The 20,813-nt window shown below is 72.6% G+C and carries 21 protein-coding genes; 15 read left to right on the top strand and 6 right to left on the bottom strand.

Features of this window, described 5'->3' with window-relative positions:
- Positions 1-20 precede the first annotated feature (20 nt).
- On the top strand, positions 21-1,064 hold the full coding sequence (locus O7602_RS23970; RefSeq protein ID WP_281584865.1) for a hypothetical protein: 1,044 nt from the start codon (positions 21-23) through the stop codon (positions 1,062-1,064).
- 242 nt (positions 1,065-1,306) lie between these two features.
- Positions 1,307-2,305: a winged helix-turn-helix domain-containing protein gene (locus tag O7602_RS23965; protein WP_281584864.1), complete on the top strand. Its 999-nt coding sequence runs from the start codon at positions 1,307-1,309 to the stop codon at positions 2,303-2,305.
- Between the two features lie 50 nt (positions 2,306-2,355).
- Here the strand turns inward: O7602_RS23965 and O7602_RS23960 are convergent, their stop codons facing one another.
- Both O7602_RS23960 and cofD read right to left on the bottom strand, forming a co-directional pair.
- Positions 2,356-3,441: a coenzyme F420-0:L-glutamate ligase gene (locus O7602_RS23960; RefSeq protein ID WP_281584863.1), complete on the bottom strand. Its 1,086-nt coding sequence runs from the start codon at positions 3,439-3,441 to the stop codon at positions 2,356-2,358.
- Entirely contained in the window at positions 3,438-4,385 is a 948-nt protein-coding gene (cofD, locus tag O7602_RS23955; protein WP_281584862.1) for a 2-phospho-L-lactate transferase, read from the bottom strand. Before cofD ends, O7602_RS23960 begins: the two co-directional genes overlap by 4 nt.
- 99 nt (positions 4,386-4,484) lie before the next feature.
- On the opposite strand from cofD, the gene O7602_RS23950 reads away from it, so the two are divergent.
- The 6 genes from O7602_RS23950 to O7602_RS23925 all read left to right on the top strand — a co-directional run bounded on the left by O7602_RS23950 (position 4,485) and on the right by O7602_RS23925 (position 11,238).
- Positions 4,485-5,588 (top strand): hypothetical protein, encoded by a 1,104-nt coding sequence (locus tag O7602_RS23950; protein WP_281584861.1) that lies wholly within the window; start codon positions 4,485-4,487, stop codon positions 5,586-5,588.
- A 144-nt stretch (positions 5,589-5,732) separates the two neighbouring features.
- On the top strand, positions 5,733-8,252 hold the full coding sequence (locus O7602_RS23945) for a bifunctional FO biosynthesis protein CofGH (RefSeq protein ID WP_281584860.1): 2,520 nt from the start codon (positions 5,733-5,735) through the stop codon (positions 8,250-8,252).
- A 150-nt stretch (positions 8,253-8,402) separates the two neighbouring features.
- Entirely contained in the window at positions 8,403-8,693 is a 291-nt protein-coding gene (locus O7602_RS23940) for a hypothetical protein (RefSeq protein WP_281584859.1), read from the top strand.
- A 71-nt stretch (positions 8,694-8,764) separates the two neighbouring features.
- Positions 8,765-10,162, top strand: coding sequence for a DUF4331 domain-containing protein (locus tag O7602_RS23935; protein ID WP_281584858.1), 1,398 nt, complete (start codon positions 8,765-8,767; stop codon positions 10,160-10,162).
- Positions 10,163-10,173: 11 nt separating this feature from the next.
- Positions 10,174-10,518 (top strand): phospholipase, encoded by a 345-nt coding sequence (locus O7602_RS23930; protein WP_281584857.1) that lies wholly within the window; start codon positions 10,174-10,176, stop codon positions 10,516-10,518.
- A 459-nt stretch (positions 10,519-10,977) separates the two neighbouring features.
- Positions 10,978-11,238 (top strand): WhiB family transcriptional regulator, encoded by a 261-nt coding sequence (locus O7602_RS23925; RefSeq protein ID WP_013284161.1) that lies wholly within the window; start codon positions 10,978-10,980, stop codon positions 11,236-11,238.
- Positions 11,239-11,291: 53 nt separating this feature from the next.
- Here O7602_RS23925 and O7602_RS23920 read toward each other — a convergent pair whose 3' ends face one another.
- Positions 11,292-11,741, bottom strand: coding sequence for a metallopeptidase family protein (locus tag O7602_RS23920; protein ID WP_018787548.1), 450 nt, complete (start codon positions 11,739-11,741; stop codon positions 11,292-11,294).
- A gap of 156 nt (positions 11,742-11,897) precedes the next feature.
- Between O7602_RS23920 and O7602_RS23915 the strand changes: the two genes are divergently transcribed.
- The 4 genes from O7602_RS23915 to O7602_RS23900 are packed head-to-tail and all read left to right on the top strand — an operon-like array spanning position 11,898 to position 14,452.
- The gene (locus O7602_RS23915; protein ID WP_281584856.1) at positions 11,898-12,266 is read left to right on the top strand and encodes a DUF3499 domain-containing protein; all 369 of its coding nucleotides are present in this window, start codon (positions 11,898-11,900) and stop codon (positions 12,264-12,266) included.
- 56 nt (positions 12,267-12,322) lie between these two features.
- The gene (locus tag O7602_RS23910; protein ID WP_281584855.1) at positions 12,323-13,579 is read left to right on the top strand and encodes a GNAT family N-acetyltransferase; all 1,257 of its coding nucleotides are present in this window, start codon (positions 12,323-12,325) and stop codon (positions 13,577-13,579) included.
- Complete coding sequence (locus O7602_RS23905; protein WP_281584854.1) at positions 13,557-13,787, top strand: zf-HC2 domain-containing protein; 231 nt, start codon at positions 13,557-13,559, stop codon at positions 13,785-13,787. The genes O7602_RS23910 and O7602_RS23905 overlap by 23 nt, the downstream gene beginning before the upstream one ends.
- Positions 13,784-14,452, top strand: coding sequence for a hypothetical protein (locus O7602_RS23900; protein WP_281584853.1), 669 nt, complete (start codon positions 13,784-13,786; stop codon positions 14,450-14,452). Before O7602_RS23905 ends, O7602_RS23900 begins: the two co-directional genes overlap by 4 nt.
- Here the strand turns inward: O7602_RS23900 and O7602_RS23895 are convergent, their stop codons facing one another.
- Together O7602_RS23895 and O7602_RS23890 are read right to left on the bottom strand one after the other, a co-directional pair.
- Entirely contained in the window at positions 14,453-17,272 is a 2,820-nt protein-coding gene (locus O7602_RS23895) for a hypothetical protein (protein WP_281584852.1), read from the bottom strand. It abuts the gene before it with no gap.
- A 136-nt stretch (positions 17,273-17,408) separates the two neighbouring features.
- A complete protein-coding gene (locus O7602_RS23890; protein WP_281584851.1) occupies positions 17,409-17,825 on the bottom strand; it encodes a hypothetical protein in 417 nt (138 codons plus the stop codon).
- A gap of 202 nt (positions 17,826-18,027) precedes the next feature.
- Here O7602_RS23890 and O7602_RS23885 point away from each other — a divergent pair, with 202 nt between their 5' ends.
- Positions 18,028-18,681 (top strand): hypothetical protein, encoded by a 654-nt coding sequence (locus O7602_RS23885; protein ID WP_281584850.1) that lies wholly within the window; start codon positions 18,028-18,030, stop codon positions 18,679-18,681.
- A gap of 39 nt (positions 18,682-18,720) precedes the next feature.
- Here the strand turns inward: O7602_RS23885 and O7602_RS23880 are convergent, their stop codons facing one another.
- Positions 18,721-19,953: an SUKH-3 domain-containing protein gene (locus O7602_RS23880; RefSeq protein ID WP_281584849.1), complete on the bottom strand. Its 1,233-nt coding sequence runs from the start codon at positions 19,951-19,953 to the stop codon at positions 18,721-18,723.
- A gap of 81 nt (positions 19,954-20,034) precedes the next feature.
- Between O7602_RS23880 and O7602_RS23875 the strand changes: the two genes are divergently transcribed.
- Positions 20,035-20,448, top strand: coding sequence for a YbaB/EbfC family nucleoid-associated protein (locus tag O7602_RS23875; RefSeq protein ID WP_281584848.1), 414 nt, complete (start codon positions 20,035-20,037; stop codon positions 20,446-20,448).
- A gap of 3 nt (positions 20,449-20,451) precedes the next feature.
- A complete protein-coding gene (locus O7602_RS23870; RefSeq protein ID WP_281584847.1) occupies positions 20,452-20,808 on the top strand; it encodes a hypothetical protein in 357 nt (118 codons plus the stop codon).
- Positions 20,809-20,813 lie beyond the last annotated feature (5 nt).

Here is a 20,813-nt window from a genome sequence, read left to right as displayed (position 1 = left end):
CGTCTCCGTACCCTGACCCGGTGACCCTGCGACTCGTCGAGTTCCTGGTGGCTGGCAACGAGGCAAGTGACCTGCTGCCGGTCCGTTCGCCGGCGTTGCTGCGGGCCTACGGCGCGCGGCGTGGGTTCTGGACCGTGCTGGACGAGGGGCCGGTGGAGCAGTGCCTGGCGCTGCTGCTGGAGCGCGACGACGGCGAGTGGCTGGCGTACCACGTGCCGGCCGACGCGGGCCGGGAGAACGGCCGCACCGAGGACGGCGAGGCGCTCGCCCACCACGACGGCTGGGTGTACGTCTTCGGCTCGCACTTCGGGTCGAAGGCCGGGCCGCTGCGGCCCCGTCGCGCCTTCGTGGCCCGGTTCCGGGAGGACGACGCGGTGGCCGGGTCGCTCGCCGTGCATGTGGTCCGCAACCGCTTCCGGCTGCACCGGGCGATCAACGACGCGCTCGTCGCCGCCCCGCTGACCCCGCTGCCGCCCGGCGACCGGGTCCGGCAACGGTTCGTGGTGGAGACCGTGGCCCGGGGCGTCGCGCGGGCCAAGGGTTGGGTGAGCCGGCTGGCGGAGGACGACCTGCCCCTCAACGTCGAGGCGGCGGCGTTCACCCCGGCCGGGACGGTGCTGCTCGGGCTGCGTTTCCCGGTGACCGCCGCGGGCGAGCCGATCTACGTCGAGCTGGCCGGGGTGGCGGGGATGTTCGACGACGCCGACGTGGCGAGCTGGCCGCGGGCGCTCGGGGCGTACGCGCTGACCGGGGTGACGCCGGCCGGCGCGTTGGCCGGGTTCCGCGCGATCACGCCGACCGACGACGGCGGCTACGCGGCCGTGATCGGTTCGATCGACGCGCTGGGCAAGGGTTCGGTGCTGCTCGACGACCACCCGCACGGCGGTGAGGTGACGTCCCGGCACGTGCGGTTCCGGCACAGCTGGGGCGCGGACGCCCGGGTGGGCGCCGAGCTGGTGGCGGAGTTGGCGCCGTTCCATCACGTGGAAGGGCTGGCCGAGGTGGCGGGACGCTGCTATTACGTGACCGACGAGGACCACCGGGTGGCGCTCTGGATCGGATGAGCGACGGCCGGACGGCACCCCTGCGGAGCGATCCGCAGACCCTCGTGGTGCCGTCCGGCCACGCCCGTCGACCGGCGACCGGGTCGGCATCGCGCCCCGGCGTCGGCGGGCAAGGGAGAGTTTGCCGAACCGGTACGCCCAACGTCGAGGTCTTTCACGTCTCGCTTAAAAATGGAGATTAGTGCCGGCGGGTAAAGTGCAAGGGGTGGCGGGCACCTCCGCCGTCCACCCGGGAGCGATCCATGTTGAAGATCATTTTCTCGCGCGAGGACATCCTGCGGACCCGGGTCGCCCCGGCCGCGGACCCGCTGTGGGAACTGGTTCTCAGCCTGCACCTGCTCCAGGGGCGCAGCCGTGACCCGCTGTCGACGACGTGGCGACGCGGCGTGGCGCGCGGTCTGCGGACCGACACCGGGGCCGAACGCTACCGGCTGCTCCTCGCGCTCAACCCGCCCCGTGGCTACTTTCCCGACTTCCTCACCCCGTCCGCCAGCCGGGACGGTTTCGAGGCCGGGCTGGAAGCGGTCCGCGGCACCCCGCTCGGCATGCTGCGCCGCGACCTGACCGTCCTGGCCGGAGAGACCTCGCTGCCGTCCTCGGCGACCGCGCTCGCCCGGGGTGAGCCCGAGGCGTTGCAGGACCTCACCGACACCATGGCGCGCTACCAGGCGCTCGCGGTCACCCCGTACTGGGCGCGGGTCCAGGCCGCCGTCGAGGCGGACCGGTCACGGCGCGCGCGGGCCATGCTCGACGGTGGCGCCGAGGGGCTGTTGGCCAGCCTGCGACCCACCATGCGGTGGGCCGACGGCGTGCTCGAGGTGCTCGACTACCCGGACACCCGGGAGCTGCACCTGGACGGCCGGGGCCTGCTGCTCGTACCGTCGTTCTTCTGCACCGGCAACCCGGTGGCGCTGCTCGACCCGAGCCTGCCCCCGGTGCTGGTCTACCCGGTCGACCGGCTCGGCGGCCTCACCTCCGACACCGGCGGCAGCCGGGACGACGCCGCCGCCCAGCGCGAGGCGCTCGCCGCGCTGCTGGGTCGCACCCGCGCGGCGGTGCTCCAGGTCGCCGACGAGGGCTGCACGACCGGCGAGATGGCCCGGCGGCTGCGCATCTCCGCCGCCGCGGCCAGCCAACACACCTCGGTGCTGCGCAACGCCGGGCTGCTGGTCAGCCACCGGGACCGCAACACCGTGCTGCACACGCTGACGCCGCTGGGCCGCGCCGTCCTCGACGCCTGACCGACGCCGCTCGGCGGGTCACGCGGTCCGGGCGGTTCGCGCTCGGGCGGTCAGAGCGCCAGCGTGGCGCTGGCCGTGCTTCCCGCCGGGGGCGGCAGCAGGACCGACCCGACGCCCTCGGCGGCCAGCGCGGTGCGCAGGCGTTGCAGGTCGGCGCCGAACCGGACCAGGTCCGCCCGGTCGACCGGGGTCGGCGCCGCACCGAGCACCAGGCCGGTGGCGGTGGCCGGCCAGCCGGACACGGTGGCGGTGAATCCGGCGCGTACCTCCTCGTCGGTGACGTGGGTGAAGACGGTGCCGGGGGCGACCGCGTCGGCGACCACGGCGATCGCCCGGTCCACCGCGGCCGGGTCGGCCGGGGCCGGACCGGTCACGTCCGGCAGGGTGGCCGCCGCCCGCAGGCCGGCGGCCCGCGCCTCGGCCGTGCCGAGCGAGAAGAGGTCAAGCGAAGCGTCCCGCACGAGGGTCCGGGCGCCCTCGTCGTCGTCCCGGGTCGCGGTGAGGTAACCACGGACGACGGCGACCGGCACCTGATCGCACTTGCCCTTGATCAGCTCGCCGGCGCCGGCGAGTTCGTCGACTACGGCCATCTGGGTGAGATGGAGCTCGTTGCCGTACGGGTCGACCTCGCCTCGGTGGTCGCGGATCGCCGGCATCCCGGCCACCCCGAGCGCCACGTCGGTGAGCCCGTTGCGCCATGGGCGGCCCATGGTGTCGCTGACGACGACTGCGACGTCGAGGCCGTACCGCTCGCGCAGTGCCGCCCGCAACGCGCGGGCCGAGGCGTCCGGATCCACCGGGAGCAGCACCAGCCGGGTCTTGTCCACGTTCGAGGCGTCGATGCCGGCGGAGGCCATCACGAACCCGTGGTGGGTCTGCACGATCCGGGTCCCGCCCCGGGTCGCGACCACCCGGGCGGTCTCGGTGGCCAGCACCCGGTCCCGCTCGGCGAGGCGTTCCGGGCCGTCCGCCGGCACGTCCACCAGCCGGCCCTCCGCCTTGGAGACGATCTTGCTGGTGACCACCAGCACATCGCCGTCGCGCAGCCAGGGCGCCGCACCGGCGATCAGCGCCGCCAGATCGTCGCCCTCGGTCACGTGGCCGATGCCCGGCACCGGCAGGATCTCCAGCTTCACATCAACTCCAGCGCGGCGCGCACCATCGCGGCGGTCGCCGCCTCGTCGGTCATCCGCAGCGGCGCCGAGCGGACCACCACGCCCGGCACCGCGGCGCCCTCGTCCTCCTCGGCGACCAGCCAGCCGTCGAGCAGGCCCCCGGCGGAGCGGGCGCCGTAGAGGCCACCCACGCCGGTCGCGCTGCACTCGACCCCGAGCACGGCCAGGCAACGGTCGGCCATCCCGCGTACCGGCGCGCCGCCGATGATCGGCGACACCCCGATCACCGGCGCGGGGCCGCCGACCACCGCGTCACGCAGGCCCGGCACGGCCAGTACCGGCGCGACGCTCACCACCGGGTTGCTCGGCGCGATCAGCACCACGTCCGCGGCGGCGAGCGCCTCGACCACGCCCGGCGCCGGCTTCGCCGCCTCCGCGCCCACGAACACGAACCGCTGCGTCGGTACGTCGGCGCGGTGGCGCACCCACCACTCCTGGAAGTGGATCGCCCGCTGCCCCTGCCCGTCGGAGATGACGGCGTGGGTCTCCAGGCGCTCGTCGGTCGCCGGCAGCAGGCGTACGCCCGGCTGCCAGCGGCTGGCCAGCGCCTCGGTGACCTGGGACAGCGGGTAGCCGGCGTTGAGCATCGTGGTGCGGACCAGATGGGTGGCGAGATCCTTGTCGCCGAGGCCGAACCAGCTCGGCTCCGCGCCGTACGCGGCCAGCTCGGCCTTGACCGTCCAGGTCTCACCCGCCCGGCCCCAGCCACGCTCCGGGTCGGCGCCGCCACCGAGCGTGTAGAGCACACTGTCCAGATCCGGGCAGACCTTCAACCCGTGCAGCAGGAGATCGTCGCCCACGTTGACCACGGCGGTCACCTCGGCGCCCACCTCCCGGGCGTACGCCCGGACGCCGAGCAGGAAGCGGGCGCCCCCGATGCCGCCGGTCAGTACCACGATGCGCATGCCGTCCATCCTTCCGCACGTGCCGCCGTCGATCGCCCGGTGGCCGGAGAGACTAGGCTCACTTCGCCAACTGTCCGCTTTCGTCCCCTGGGGGAGTCCGTGACCAGCCCCGCCGAGCCCGCGTCCGGTGACGCCGCGCAGGCCAGCCAACTGACCAAGCCGCTGCGCGAACTGGCCGCGCTCGTCCTGCTCGGCGCGAACGCCGTGCTGCTCTTCGTCGGCCTGCTGCGCCTGCTGGTGCCGGTCGACGACTACAGCACGTTCGGCAGCCGGGCCGGCAGCACCTTCTACGCCTTCGTCGGCCTGGAGGCGACGGTCCTGCCGCTGCTCGCCGTCCTCCTCGCCACGCACATTCGCCCGACGCTGGCGAAGGCGAAACTGATCACCCTGGTGGCGCTGATCGAGTACGGCGTATCCGCCGTGTTCGGGGTGCTGACGTTCCTGATCTGGCTCCTCGGCCGGCTCGCCGACGGTGAGGTGCTCGATGCGTTCCTCGGGCTGCTCACCCGGGCGGCCTGGCTGGCGATCTTCGCGGTCGCCGCGTACGTGGTGTTCAAACTCTGGCGCACGCTCTACTACGTGCCGAAGCCCAAGCCGCAGCCCGGCGTCTACGGCCAGGCCCAGCCCGGGTGGCCGCAGCAGCCCGGCGGCTACCCGGCTCCGGGCGGGTACCCGCCGGCCGGTGTGCCAGCGCAGCCCGGTCACCCGTCGGCGGGCTACCCGCAGGCGGGCGCGCCGCCGCAGCCCGGTTGGCCGCAGGCAGGCCCATACGGCCAGCCGCAGTCGGCGCCGCCGTTCAACACCGCCCCGCCGCACGCCCCGCAGTCGGCCCCGCCGTTCGGCGGCCCGCAGCCCGGTCCGCAGTTCGGCGGCCCGCAGGCCGGTCCGCAGCTCGGCGGCCCGCAGGCCGGTCCGCAGTTCGGCGGCCCGCAGGCCGGTCCGCAGTTCGGCGGCCCGCAGCCCGGCTCGCCGTTCGACGGTCCGCAGTCCGGTGCCCCGTCGGCCGGGTCCCAGCCCGGCAGCCCGTCGGCGGGGTCCCAGCCCGGCTCGACGCCGCCGGCGCCGCCGTTCGGCCAGCCGCCGTCGGCCGACCCGACCCAGGCGATCCCGCGCCAGCCCGGGGAACCGGGCCAGTCGGCGTCCCCGGCCGACGACGAGCGCACCCAGCGCTTCGACCGCGAGGACCCGAACCAGCCCCGATGAGCCAGAGCGAGCGGCGGGCGGCGGCCTTCCCGCCGCTCGCCCGCTGCTGCGCCGTGCGGGGTGTTAAGCGGGGGCCCCTCCTCTACCGAATGCGTTAACAAGGGCCCCCTCCTTACACCTGAGCGGGGTGCATAGGCTGGGGGGATGGGTGATCACGGTGGGCGCGTTCCGAACGGGGCCGAGGTCCGGCGGGCGCTCGGCCGCGCCGCCACCGGGCGGGCGCTCGACATGGGTGAGGCGACCGCGCTGCTCACCGCGCGGGGCACGGCGCTTGACGAGTTGCTCCGCGTCGCCGGTGACATCCGCGACGCCGGGCTGCGGGAGGCCGGCCGGCCCGGCGTGGTCACCTACTCCAAGAAGGTCTTCGTGCCGCTGACCCGGCTCTGCCGGGACCGCTGCCACTACTGCACGTTCGCCACCGTGCCGCACCGGCTGCCCGCCGCCTACCTGGAGCGCGACGAGGTGCTGGCGATCGCCCGCGAGGGCGCCGCGCAGGGCTGCAAGGAGGCGCTGTTCACGCTCGGCGACCGTCCGGAGGAGCGGTGGCCGGCGGCCCGGCGGTGGCTGGACGAGCGGGGGTACGACTCGACGCTCGACTACCTGCGTGCCTGCGCGGTGGCGGTGCTGGAGGAGACCGGCCTGCTGCCGCACCTGAACCCGGGCGTGCTCTCCTGGTCGGAGTTGCAGCGGCTCAAACCGGTCGCGCCGAGCATGGGCATGATGCTGGAGACCACCGCGACCCGGCTCTGGTCGGAGCCGGGCGGCCCGCACTTCGGCTCGCCGGACAAGGAGCCCGCGGTCCGGCTGCGGGTGCTCGACGACGCCGGCCGGGTCGGCGTGCCGTTCACCACGGGCATCCTGATCGGCATCGGCGAGAACCTCACCGAGCGGGTCGACGCGCTCTTCGCGATCCGCCGCGCGATGCGGGAGTACGGCCACCTCCAGGAGGTGATCGTGCAGAACTTCCGCGCCAAGCCGGACACCGCGATGCGCGGCATGCCGGACGCGGAGCTGCACGACCTGGCCGCCACCGTGGCGGTGGCCCGGCTGCTGCTCGGCCCGAAGGCCCGCATCCAGGCGCCGCCGAACCTCATCGCCGGCGAGTACGACCTGCTGCTGCGCGCCGGCATCGACGACTGGGGCGGTGTCTCGCCGGTCACGCCCGACCACGTCAACCCGGAGCGGCCCTGGCCGCACCTGGACGAGTTGGCCGCCCGTACCGCGAGCGCCGGGTTCACGCTGCGCGAGCGGTTGACCGTCTACCCGGAGTACGTGCGGGCCGGCGAGCCGTGGCTGGACCCGCGCCTGGTGCCGCACGTCACCGCGCTCGCCGACCCGGTCACCGGGCTGGCGGTGGAGGAGGCCCGTCCGGTGGGGCGGCCCTGGCAGGAGCCGGAGGAGGTCTTCGGCGGCCGGACCGACCTGCACGCCACCATCGACGTCACCGGGCGCACCGAGGACCGGCGGGGCGACTTCGACAGCGTCTACGGCGACTGGTCCGAGGTGGCCAACAAGATCACCCGCCCGGTCGGCGTACCCGGAAACGACGGCGCGGACGGCGACCTGCGCGCGGGCCTGCGGCTGGCGGCGGACGACCCGGCCGCGTTGCTGGCGCCGGCGCACGAGGCGAAGGCGCTGGCGTTGTTCGGCGCGGACGGGCCGGCGCTCGACGAGCTGTGCCGGATCGCCGACGACGCGCGCCGGGACGCGGTCGGCGACGACGTGACGTACGTGGTGAACCGGAACATCAACTTCACGAACGTCTGCTACGTGGGCTGCCGGTTCTGCGCGTTCGCCCAGCGGGAGAGCGACGCCGACGCGTTCCGGCTCTCCCTGGAGCAGGTGGCCGACCGGGCGGAGGAGGCGTGGGCGGGCGGCGCCACCGAGGTCTGCCTCCAGGGCGGCATCGACCCGAAGATGCCGGTCACCGGCTACGCCGACATCGTCCGCGCGATCAAGGCGCGGGTGCCGGGGATGCACGTGCACGCGTTCTCCCCGATGGAGATCGTCACCGCCGCGGCCAAGGCGGGCGTGCCGGTGCGGGAATGGCTGGGCCGCCTGCGCGAGGCCGGTCTGGACACCATCCCGGGCACCGCCGCCGAGATCCTCGACGACGACGTGCGCTGGGTGCTCACCAAGGGCAAACTGCCGGCCTCCGCCTGGGTCGAGGTGGTCAGCACGGCCCACGAGCTGGGCATCCGGTCCAGCTCCACGATGATGTACGGCCACGTCGACCATCCCGGCCAGTGGCTGGCCCACTTCCGGGTGCTGGCCGGGGTGCAGGACCGCACCGGTGGTTTCACCGAGTTCGTGGCGCTGCCCTTCGTGCACACCAACGCGCCGATCTACCTGGCCGGGATCGCCCGTCCGGGGCCGACCTGGCGGGAGAACCGGGTGGTGCACGCGATGGCCCGGTTGCTGCTGCACGGCCGGATCGACAACATCCAGTGCTCGTGGGTGAAGCTCGGCGACGCCGGCACGGTGGAGATGTTGCGGGGCGGCTGCAACGACCTCGGCGGCACGCTGATGGAGGAGACCATCTCCCGGATGGCCGGCTCGGGCAACGGTTCGGCGCGTACCGAGGAGCAGTTGCGGGGGATCGCCACGGCGGCCGGGCGGCCGTTCCGCAAGCGGACGACCGCGTACGGTCACGTCGACGCCTGACGTCGAACCTTTTTCCGCCCCGCGCCGTACCTGTGGATGCCGGCGGCGGTTGCGGCGAGGACCGCCGCCGGTGACCCCAGCCCGGGGATCCGGCGGCGTCCGGGTGCCCGGCCCCCGCGGCGCTACGGCGCCGGTCCGGAAAGGTTGCCGATGAGCTCTGACGAGACCACCGACGCGCCCAAGCGGCGGACCTGGCCGCGGTTGACGCGCCGGCAGACGCTTACCGCCGCCGCGAGCGCCACGCTCGGCGCGGCTGCCCTCACCGTGCCGGGCCTGTCCGCCGCCCAGAACTCCCCGTCCGCGAGCCGGCGGGACGAGCCGATCGTGGTCCATCTCCGGGACGCCGCCACCGGCACGATGGACGTCTTCGTCGGCACGACCCGGGTCCAGGTACGCGACCGCGGTCTGGCCGACCGTCTGGTGCGCGCCGCCCGTCGCTGATCCCGCTCCCTCCCGGCGCGGGCTCCCGGCGCCGGTCCGACTCACGTCCCCCGACGAAGGTTTGGTCCGCCATGTCCTCTCACCGCGAGGCCCCGGAAATCGCCAAGGATCCGGTCGCCGACAGCTCCGACCTGTACGCGTTCGTCAGCCCGAGCCGACCCGACACGGTCACGTTGATCGCCAACTACGTGCCGGTTCAGCTTCCGTCCGGCGGTCCCAACTTCTTCGAGTTCGGCGACGACGTGCGGTACGAGATCCACGTCGACAACGACGGCGACGGCTACCCGGACGTCACGTACCGCTTCGAGTTCACCACCGAGATCACGAACCAGAACAGCTTTCTCTACAACACCGGCCCGATCGAGTCGCTCGACAGCAAGAACTGGAACCGGCGGCAGTTCTACAAGCTGACCCGGGTGGCGGACGGCCGCGAGCACGTGCTGGCGAACAAGTTGCCCTGCCCGCCGTGCAACGTCGGCCCGCTGTCCACGCCGAACTACCAGAACCTGGTGCGGCAGGCCACGTTCAAGCTGTCCACCGGGGAGAAGGTCTTCGCCGGCCAGCGGGCCGACGGTTTCTTCGTCGACCTGGGCGCGGTGTTCGACCTGGGCACGCTGCGGCCGTTCCAGCAGTTGCACGTGGCCGGCAAGAAGCTGTTCAAGACCGAGGGTGAGCCGGTCAACGCGCTGGACCGGTTGAACGTGCACAGCATCGCCGTCCAGGTGCCGTTGAGCAAGGTCCGCCGCAAGGCCAGCCGGTACGGCTACGCCGACCGCGCGTCCACCATCGGCGTCTGGACCAGCGCGTCCCGCCAGCAGGTCCGGGTGCTCGGGGACCGGGTGTCGGCGGACACCGCCACCGGCCCCTTCGTCCAGGTGTCACGCCTCGGCAACCCGTTGTTCAACGAGGTCATCGTGCCGATGTCCAAGAAGGACCTGTGGAACACGTTGCCGCCGTCGGACGACAAGCGGTTCGCCGGGTTCGTCGAGCGGCCGGAGCTGGCCGCATTGCTGCCGGTGCTCTACCCGGGGGTGTTTCCGAACCTGGAAAAGCTGAACAAGGCGAAGAAGCCGCGTGCCGATCTGGTGGCGATCCTGCTGACCGGCGTACCGGCCGGGCTGATCAACGGCTTCGCCAACACCACCGGCGACACGCAGGCCGACATGTTGCGGTTGAACACGGCGATCCGACCCAGCGCCAAGCCGGACCGGTTCGGGGTGCTCGGCGGCGACCTGGCCGGCTTCCCGAACGGCCGGCGGGTCGGTGACGACGTGGTGACGATCGCGCTGCGGGCGATCGCCGGACTCACCGTGCCGCTTGTGGACAAGACGTTCAAGCCGGACGCGGCGGCGGCGGCCGTCACGCCGGGTCTGGACGCCACCGACGTGACCGCGCCGTTCCTCGCCGACTTCCCGTTCCTCGGTACGCCGTACGACGGGTTCAACAACCCGCCGGCGAAGAAGTCCTGACGGGGCGCGGGATGCACAACCACCGGCACCACGACCTCGGGCCGTCGTTCAGTGGCAGCGTCATGCTGGACCTCGGTGGCGACTCCGGCGCGCTGATCATCCACACCGGGCGGGACCTGCACGGGCGCGAGATCGAGATCAGCCGTGCGGACCGGGACGGCCCGCGTACCCACTCCGCTGTGCGGGAACGGCATGTCCAGGACGGCGTGTTCCACAGTGCGGTCTACCCGGACCTGGAAGCGGGCGTTTATACCGTCTGGTGGGACGAGGACACGCCCGCCGGCACGATTTCCGTCCCCGGCGGGTCGATCGCCGAGTTCGTCTGGCCGACCAGCTCACCGACCAGAAACGACTGATCGACCGCTCCGTCCACCCTACGCGCCCCGTCCACATGTTGGACGGGGCGCGGTCGACGTTGGCCGGCTCGACGAGCGATACCCGGTCGAGCGCGTTACCCTTTCCCCCACCATTGGTGATCTTGGGGCGACGGCCGGCGGGGGTGCCCGGTCGGCCCGCCGGTGTCGCGCCACGGCAGAAAACTTGGGGCAACTCGCCGGCAGGGGCGTTACTCGTCCGGGGTCTGAATCGATAGGGCAGGTTGCGAGGCTACGGGCGACCGCAGCGGTCGTCCCGGTCGTGTCGGGAGGGCGACTCCATTATCAAGTTTGGCTTGACGGCGCACGCATTACACGCGTGTAATTTGAATGGGGTTGTTCGCACGGAACGCATCAAATCGTGCCCGTACGGACACGCACGCCTTTCGCGTGGGGGGTTGCAGCGGCGAATGACGCCGGTGCGCGACAAGGAGGCAATTGATGGACGGCCAGCTCGAGGTGGCCGACCTGCTCGGGAACGCGCCGGAGTGGCAGGAGCGGGCGCTCTGCTCGCAGACCGACCCGGAGGCGTTCTTTCCCGAGAAGGGCGGCTCGACCCGCGAGGCGAAGCGCATCTGCTCGCGGTGTGAAGTCAAGACGGAATGTCTGGAGTACGCGCTCGGCCACGACGAGCGGTTCGGGATCTGGGGCGGCCTCTCCGAACGGGAGCGGCGCAAGCTCAAGCGGCGCGTCGCCGCCTGACCCGCGTACGGGCCGGGGCGGTGGGGGCCGCCCGGCCCGTGGGTCGACGTGGGTCAGGCCAACTCGTCGGGGTCGACCCCGAGCAGGTTCGCCACCTGCTCGATGATCACGTCGTGCACGAGATCCGCCAGGTCCTCCCGGTCCATCGCGCGGAACTCCAGTGGCCGCCGGTAGAGCACGATGCGCGGCGGCACCTCCTGCCGGCCGGGGCGGCCCGGCAGGAGCCGGGCGAGCGGCACCTCGCCGTCCTCCAGCACGTCCGAGTCGTAGACGTTCAAATCCGGCGGCACGTCCTCGACGGCGAACTCCACCCCGGCCAGCTCCTTGGCGAACCGGCGTTCGAGCGTCTCCACCGTGTCGAGCACCAGGTCGTCGAAGACCTCGGCCTTGGTCCGGGCCAGCGGCACGGTGGCCGGCACCAGCCGCCCGCGCAGCCCTCGACCGTGCCGGTCGCGATGGGTGCGCCGGCCGGAGCCGGGGCGGCGGTTCTGCGGGCTCGTCATGACCGACAGGGTAGCCCGGTGAGCGGGCCCGTTCGCCGTCGCGCGGCCCGCCCGGCGTGCCGGTGCGCCGAGGCGGACAGATTGTGATCACCATGACGGGCGTGTCGTAACGCGAAGCGGTGCGCCGAACCCGGTAATGGGGATACCCTGCCGCACGTGAGGTCACCACGGCGCTGCTCCCGTAACGGCTGCCCCCGGCAAGCGGTCGCCACATTGACCTATGTCTACAACGAGTCGACGGCGGTGGTGGGCCCGCTCGCGGCGTTCGCCGAGCCGCACACGTATGACCTGTGTGAGCAGCACGCCCGCAGCCTGACCGCGCCGCGCGGATGGGACGTGGTGCGGCACGAGGGCGAGTTCGAGCCGCCGCCGCCCACCACAGACGACCTCGTCGCGCTGGCCGAGGCGGTCCGGGAGGCCGCCCGCCCGGCCCCACCCCGTCCGCCCGAGGACGACAAGTCCAAGCCCCCGACCCCCCAGCAGGGCCGCCGGGGCCATCTCCGGGTGATCCCGCCCAACCACTGACACCCGAGACTTCAGGCCACTTGCGGGGTGGGTCATCCGGGGCTGAGGATGTGGACATGATCCCGCCGACCGTCGACGCGGCCCTCGGGCGGATCCATCTACGTGACCTGTCGACGGATCCGGACCCCGCGCTGCTGCGGCGGGCATACCAGGAGGTTCTCGAGCCCAGCTTCCCGTCTGACCAGCTGGTGAGCTTCGACTCCATCGCCACGTGCGACGCGACGTGGGCCGCCGTCGCCCTGCACGACGGCTCTCCCGTCGGCGTCATCGTGACCGACACCTTCGAGCGGGTGCTGCTGCTGAGCTATCTGGCCGTCCGCCCCGGCCTGCGGGGCAGCGGGGTCGGTGCGGTCCTGCTCGACCACGTGTTGCCGGCGTGGCGGCGGCGCGCCGAAGCCGAGGTGGTGCTCGCCGAGGTCGAGGACCCCCGCGCGCACGCCGCCGGTGACTTCGGCGACCCCGCCGCCCGGCTGCGCTTCTACCAGCGCGCCGGCTTCGGCCTGCTGCCCGTCCCCTTCGTCCAACCACGGGTACGCGACGACGAGCCCCGGGAACGCGGCATGTTCCTCGCCGCCCGTCCCGGCGACGCGGCGGTCCCGCAGGACCTCGTCCGGTCGTTCGTCGTCGGCTACTACGAAGACGCCGAAGGGCCGGACGTCCACGACGACCCCGAATTCGCCGCCCTGCTGGCGGCCGTCGAACGGCAGCCGGCCGCGCTCACCCCGCTGCCCCCCGACCGGTACGCGGAGATACCGACCCTCGACGTGGCGACCGAACTGCTCCGCCGGGACTACCCGGCGACCGCCGCCGCGCTCGACCTGTTCGCCACCGACGACCGTGCCGGGGCCGTGCTCGACGCCGTCTGGGCGCGCGTGCTGGCCCGGCTCGCCGCCGGCGAACGGCTGCCCCGACCACGGGTCGCCGTGCTGACCGCGCTGCTCGACGCGTTGTCGGACGACGGGCTGCTCTTCGTCTCGGCGGATCCGGCCGACGAGGGCGTGCTCCAGTGGTGGTTCGCCGGCGAGGACGACCCGTGGGCCGGGTGGTGGCGCACCGACCCGCCGGAGTGGACCGACGACATGCCGCTGAAGCACCTGGTCGCGCAGGCCGTCCGGCGGCTGCCCCCGCTGCCACGGGTCGCCCTCGTCCTGGCCGACGTGCTCGGCGTCGCGCCCGCCGAGGCGGCCCCCCTCGTCGGGCGCGACGAACAGGAATACCAGGAACTGGTCGGCGCCGCCCGCGCCGAGGTGGTCGCGCTCATCGACAAGCGACTCGACGGGGAGGAACAGGATGGACGCCTTCCTGCGCTGTGACCGGGTGGTGACACTCACCGCCCGGCTGGCCGACGGCACCATGGCCGCGGACTCGCGGGAACTTGTGGAGATGCATCTGCTGACCTGCCCCTCCTGCCTTCAGCACGTCCGCAAGGCACAACTGGTCCGGAGCAGCCTCGCCGCGCTTCCCGGCCGGCACGTCCCGGAGCACCTGGCCGCCCCGACGCCCGGAGGCACCCCGTCGTGACGTACTACAAGTTTCTCGGCGCGGGCCGGGTCGGGCCCTTCTCCGGCCACGTCTGGTCCACCGACTGGCTGGAGACGACCGAGGTCTCACCGTGCCACCGCGGGCTGCACGCCTGCCGGGTCCCGGACCTGCCCTACTGGCTCCACGACGAACTGTGGTCGATCGAGTTCGACGGGCCGGTCACCGTGGTGGGCCGCAAGGTCGTCGGGCGACGTGCCCGACTGTCGGCTCGCGTGTCCGAATGGAACCCCGACACGTCGGCCGCGTTCGCCCGGGCATGCGTGGGCCGGACGGCCGGGCACGCCGCCGCCGAGTGCGGCGACCTCGACGACGGTCACCTGGCCGAGGCGGCCGAACGGCTGCTGGCGTCACCGGCCGGCGGGTCACCCCCCGGCCCCGGCCCGCTCACCGGCCTGCGGGAGCTGGCGCTGCGCCGGCAGGAGACGGCGGCGCGGGCCGGTCGACAACCGGCCTCCCTGGTGTGCGGTTACCTCGCCGACGCGGTCGAGATGGCCAGCACCTACCCGGCCCCCGCGCTCGGTTATGTCGCGGCACGGGCAGCGCAGGCCCGCCGCCCCGAACCGGGCGGTGACCGCCACGACGAGGAACGACGCTGGCAGGCCGACTGGCTGGTGGACCGCCTCCGGCTGACCACAGGCGACTGATCAGCCCCGCAGTGCCTCGGTGAGCCGGTCGATGGTGTCGAGCTCGACCCCGGCGTCCAGGTCCAGCCGTTCCACCACGTCCCCCCAGTAGTCGGTGAAGGGCCCCCTGCGCTGGTACAGCTCATTCGGCCGGGGCCCACGCGGAAAGAGCGCGGCGGCCAGCGCCGGACCGTCCGCGTCGAGGCGCGCGACGTCCGGTGCATCGCCGGCTGTCGGCTCGACCAGAGCCGCCAGAATGTCCGGGAAGGAGCCGTGCCCCGCCCACCCGGGCACCCGGCCCGCCGCCCGGGTCGTCATCTCCTCGTAGAACTGGCTGGTGTACTCGTCCGGAGCGCTGACCACGGGATCGAGCGAGTTGGCCATGCGATGGAACACGAAGGCCCGCTTGACCGCCTGCCCGTACTCCCGCGCGGCGGCGACCGGATCGGCGTCGTGCAACAGGTCGGCAAGCAGCCGGTGCACGTACGCCAGCAACTCCGAGTCGACCTCACCCGCCTCCGCCACCCGGCGGATCATCCCGCTCGACAGGCGGCACCGGGCCGCGGCCGACCCGCGGTCACCCGCCGCGTACGCGACCTCCGCCCACTCGAAGTAGAGCCAGGCGACCATCCAGTCGTCGTCGAGGTCGGCGAACTCCGACTCCAACTGCCGGTAGGCCCGCTCGGCGTCGGCGAACCGATTGTCGTACCAGAACGTGTGGGCGATGAACAGCCGCAGGTAGAGCCACGCCCGACGGTAGACCCCCTCGGCTTCCGGCGACCGGCCCGGAGCCTGCCAGCCGTGGCGGACCCCGCAGAGCTCTCCCACCGTACGCAGGGCGTGCCGGGCCTCCGTCCAATGCTCACCCGCCGGCTTGTCCGGCCCGGTCGGATAGTTCGCGTGGAAGCGGCGGATCTCGTCGAGCAGATCCCGGTCCATGTCGTTCTGCGCCGCCCGCTGCCAGCTCTCCAGCAGTTGGTGGCAGAACGCGAAGTCGACGTACAGGCCCCACCACCAGAACGCCTCCAGGAACAGCACGACGAACTGCGCCCGGGTCAGGTCCCGATCGCCGGACAACTGGGCGGAGTGGTACATCCATTCGGTCTCGTGCATCTGCCACACGGCGTCCTCGTACTTGAACCAGGACCCGTACGCCGTTTCCGTCTTCGACTCGATCTCGGTGATCTGGCGGTAGTAGTAACCGGCCGCCCGGCTGTGGATGCGCGTCCACCGGTCCGGCGTGAACCGCCGGACCGCCTCGGACATCGCGGGCCGGATGAAGTCGTGCAGGCGGAACCGACCGGCGACCGACAGCGGATCGAGCAGACCGAGCCGCTCGATCTGCCGTACCGCGTTGCTCACCTGCTCCGGACCGGCCGGGGGATCCTCGCTGCCGAGCAGGTCGACGAGCATCGGCACGTCGAAGCTGTTCAACAGCGACGCCACCTCGGCCACCCGCCACACGCTCGGGTTCCGGTCGGGCTGGATCACCTCGCGGACCAGCCGGTCGAGCTGCGGGTCACCGCCGTCGGAGAGGTCGATCAACATCTCCCGCAGGCGGCCCGGGACCAGCGCCTCGTCGAGATGGGCGGTGATGAACTGCCGGACGAGCCGGAGGCCGTACGGATGACCGCCGGTGAACTTCGTGACCGCCTGCGCCAGGCGGATCCCGGCCCGGTCGCCGAAATGGTACGTCAGGTAGGAGTGCGCCTCGGCCACCGTGAACCGCGGAAGTTCCTCGATGAGGTCCGGATCCAGGACCCGGCGGCCGTGCTCCGCATACTCGCGCGGCACCAGCGACAGCACCACCGCGGTGTCCGGCAGGCGTCGGGCGAGCCGTACGAACCACTGTCCCACCGCGTCGTCGATGAGCGTCTCGAATCCGTCGAGAATGAGGATCGCCCGCCGGCCGGCCAGGAAGGCGCGCCAGTCGGCGAGGAAGGCGTCGTCGACGCGTCGCTGGGCCCGACTCAGCCGTTCGATGGCGCTCTCCGCCGGACCCTTCACGTTGACGTCGACCTGGGCGTTGGAGATGGCGCCCCAGGACTTCGCGACGAACGTGTTGTTCATCGTGACGTTCGACGCACGCGGCACCCCCTCCTTCGCGACGACGAAGGTGCCGAACTGTCCGACCACGTCCTGCACCAGGTCGCCGAGGAACTGCGCCGACTTGTCCAGGAGCAGGGCGGCGACGGCCGGGGTGACCGCGGACCCGTACTGGCCGCTGTAGGCGTCGCTGAGCCCGTACAACTCCGGCGACTCCTGCGGTCGCATCGGCATCAGCACCGCGTCCGGGAACTCCCGGCGGACGGCGTCGCGCAGCAGGGACAGGAACGAGCTCTTGCCCATGCCGTGCCCGCCGACCACCGCGAAGGTCCCCCGGCCGGATTCGCGGATGCCACCCAGCACCGCACGCAACTGATCGCCGCGGTCGATCAGACCGTCGACCACCCGGATGACGGGTTCGGTGGCGACGGCGTCGTCCCGCGCCGGGGCGGGCTCGGGAAGCGCCGTCGACGTGACAGGCGTCCCGGTCGCCCGGATGTCCTCGATCACACCGCCACTCGTGGCGTGGAATGTGCTGTCGCCCTCACCGGAGAGGGCCACCCGGCGGATCCGTCCGCCGAGGCTCGCCGTGAAGCGGTGCCCCAGCCGACGGGGGAGCTGGCCGCCGGTGCCGGCGGAGAGCGACGCGACGGCCGCCACGAAGCTACCGACACCGGCCAGCCAACTGGTCACCTCCACGCCACGCAGACCCCAGACGATCGCGACGATCGCGAGACCGAGCGCCGAAGCGGCGGCGGCCAGGGTACGCAGCTTTCGAGATCTCGAAGAGGGCATGCCGACACTGTGGGACAGGACAACCAGGAAACTCGATCCTGTACTCGGCCCTTTTCCGTCGGGGAAACGGTCAATTGCTGGTCGAAGGCAATGTCCTGTCAGCTATCCGATACACCGCCGGCCGCCCATCACCGGATCACGCCCGGTGGTGGGAGCAATTCGCGACGAGGCGCAGCGGTTCGGTGGTCTCGGTGAGCGAGTTGGGCTCGACGACCAGGCGCGCGGTGACGCTGGCCGGCCCGCCCCGGAAGGCGCCCTGGTCGGCGGGAATGGTCGACGTCCAGGTGCCGGCGGTGCGCTCGTCGGTGCAGGCGCCGATCACGCCGAAGCCGAAGCCGGTGACCGAGGCACGGCGTACCCGCTGGCCGAGGTGGACCTCGATGTACGCCAGGCCGCGCTCGTCGCCGCAGTCGAACCGTCCGCCCACCGTGGCGGTGTGCGCGCGGACGTCGGCGGTGCCGAGCCAGTTGACCGAGATCGTGGGTTCCGAGGCGGCGACGGCGGCACCCGGCGCGAGCCCGACGGTGGCGGCGGTGACGAGCGCGACGAACATACGGGGACTCCTGTCGAGAGGTGGGATTCCGGTCCGGTGCGGGTGCCTCAGCATCCCATCGGCGCACCGGACGCGAGCTGCAAGATCTCGGACAGATCACACTCGTCGCTCTCCGTGTACATCGGTCCGGTGGAATGAACGGTCCGGCCCTCCCATCCGTACCAGGCATCGAACGACACCGACGACGGGAGAGAACGTGAAGGTGCAGCGCAAGCATGTGCTGGCGGCGACCATGGCGGTGGCCGCCAGCGTGGTCGTCTCGGTGGGCACGGGGATGGGTTTCGCGCAGACCGCGCCGGCCGGGCGAGCGGTCTGCGCCGGGTCGGTCACCTTCTCGGCCGAGGGCGGCCCGCCCGCGGCGACAAGTGACCGGTTCCCGGTGGGCACCCGACTGCGGGTGACGAACCTGGACAACGACAAGGCCACGACCGTGACGGTGACCGGGCCGTCGGGCAGTTGCGTGCTGCTCAACGCCGCCGCCATGGACCTGGTACGCGAGCCGGGCAAGAACGTCATCCGCCGCAACGTGGTGGAACGTCTCGACGGCACCGCTCCGGTTCCCGGTGAGGCGCAGCCGGTCGAGACCCGCCCGGGCAACGCCCAGCCGGTCGGCGGCAGCGCCTGCACCGGGGCGATCACGTTCTCCGCCGAGGGCGGGGCCCCGGCCGCCACCAGCGGTCAGTTCCCGGTGGGTACCCGGCTGCGGGTGACCAACCTGGACAACAACCGGGTGGTGACCGTGACGATCACCGGGCCCTCGGGCAGTTGCGTCCTGCTCAACGCGGCGGCCATGGACGCGATCCGCGAGCCGGGCAAGAATCTGGTCCGCCGCAACCTGGTGCAGTTGCTGCGCTGAGACCCGCGCCGGTCGGGGTGAGCCGCTGAAGCCCGCGGCTCACCAGGTGCCGTCGTCGCGCACCCGGGCGGGGGCACGGCCGAGCAGCAGCGTGGTGAGTGCGGCGTCGATGTCGGTGCCGAGGAACCACTCGCCGGCCTGGTCGAGCGCGAAGACCCGGCCCTGCTCGTCGACGGCGAGGATGCTCTCCTGACGCTCGCTGCCCAGCGGGAAGAGGCGGGTGCCCAGGACCGCGCCGAAGTCGGCAAGGGTGTCGGCGCTGTGCGCGACCTTTCGCGGTCGTACTTCGAAACGTGAGATCCATACCGCCTCACCTGGACCTTGCCGGGCGCTCACCAGACCGGGAAAGGCAGTGAGCGTCGCCAGGGCGGCCGGGAAGGAAGCATGGGCGTGCTGCGTCCCGCTGACTTCGGTGACCTTCCGGACCGAGGTGGCAGCCGACACCTCATCCCCGAAGTGCGGCCGCCAGCCGGCGACCACGAGTGCGTCCGCGACCTCGGTGGGGAACCGGTCGCGATCGGGGGGTGTCTGCGGATCCGGGCGCCATTCCTCGGCGTAGGCCAGCTCGGGCCAGGGCAGCACGTCGAAATGCACGAGGAACCGGATGCACGACTCGCAGCGCAGGTCGGACGGACCGCCGGCGGGATCACCCGATTCGCGGACGCGGAAGCACTCGAGTCGGCCCGTGGCCAACAGGCGGCGGGCATCCTCGTCGGACAGCGGCGGGAGCCCTTCGGCGGCGCGGCGGTGGTCGTGTTCGTGCAGCGCGTCGGAGACGACGATCATCTCGGCGTGCCGCTCACCGCCCCGGACCAGGTGGCCGGCGGGTAGGTCGTCCAGGTAGGACCGGACGAGCGGATGGTGCCGCAACTCGACGTCGCCCTTGGCGCCCTGCGCGACGTGCCGCCGGCCGTCCAGGGTGAGGTGTGCCGCGGCGCCGGGGGTGGGCAACCGGGTCAGCTCGCGGAGCAGTTGCCCGGCCGGATCGACGGTGCGGGGAGCGCGGGGCTCGCTCGGCCGGCGTTGGCGGTACATCTGCTCGACCGCGTCCGCAGGCACCCGGGGCCAGGTGGACACCTCGCCGGTCTCCTTGTCGATGACCGTGGTCGGCAGGTCGCCGGGCAGGGCACGAGCCTCGGTGGACACCGTGGACACGATCACGTAGCCCAGGTCGAACTCCTCGATCATCGCAGTGCAGGGAAAGCCGAGGCGGTCGGAGTCCCGCCGCGCCCACACCGAGGCGATCTGCTCGGCCTGCTGTCGCTCGATCACCACCTGAAATTACCGGACCCCACGGAGTTCGTGGCACCCGGTATGGTCGGCCCTACCCACGGTGACGGGAGGGGTGCGGTGGTGGCCGAGAGTGTGGATCGGGATGCGAACCGTGCACTTCGGGCGCGGTTCGACGAGGTGTACGGGCAATACCAGCGACTCCGGTCCGGTCTGGACGAACTCCAGCGTGAGCTGACCGAGTTGCGGGTGACCGAACGCTCCGCCGACGGTCAGGTCACCGCGGTGGTCGGGGCGCGGGGCGACCTGATCAGCGTCGAGGTGAGCCCCGGTGTGTTCCACGACCGGGACGCCCGGGCGCTGAGCCGGAAGATCACCGAAACCGTGCTGCGCGCGTCCTCCGCCGCGTCCGACGCCACCCGTGAGCTTGTCTCCGGCTATCTGCCACCCGGCTCGTCGTCGGTCGACTTCCTGCGTACCCATGACTTCGGTGCGTTGCTCGGCCGGGCCGACGCCGTCGCCGCGCGCGGCGAGTGACAGGTGGCCCGGGAGGAGATCTGGCTGGACGCGGACCGGGCCCGGCGCGGTGGCGCCGACCTGGCAGCGACCGGGAGGGCGGTGACCGCGGCCCGGCGCGAGACCGGAGATCCGATCGCCGCGGCGGGCGCGCGGCGCCCGTGGGGGCGCGACGACATCGGCGCCGCGTTCGACAAGCAATACCAGGGGTACGCCGAGACGCTGCTGCGGGCGTGGGAACTGCTCGGCCGGTCGCTCGACGGGATCGGCTCCGACGTGGTCCGTTCGGTCACCGCGACCGTGGAGACGGACCTGAGCGCCGCCCGCGATCTCGGGAAGCTCCCGCACCAACGGCACAACCCGCATCGGCCCTGGCGCTGACCGGA

Origin of the sequence: Micromonospora sp. WMMD1128, assembly GCF_027497235.1 — a bacterium.
Lineage (GTDB): Bacteria > Actinomycetota > Actinomycetes > Mycobacteriales > Micromonosporaceae > Micromonospora.
This window is presented reverse-complemented; position numbering and strand designations above follow the sequence as displayed.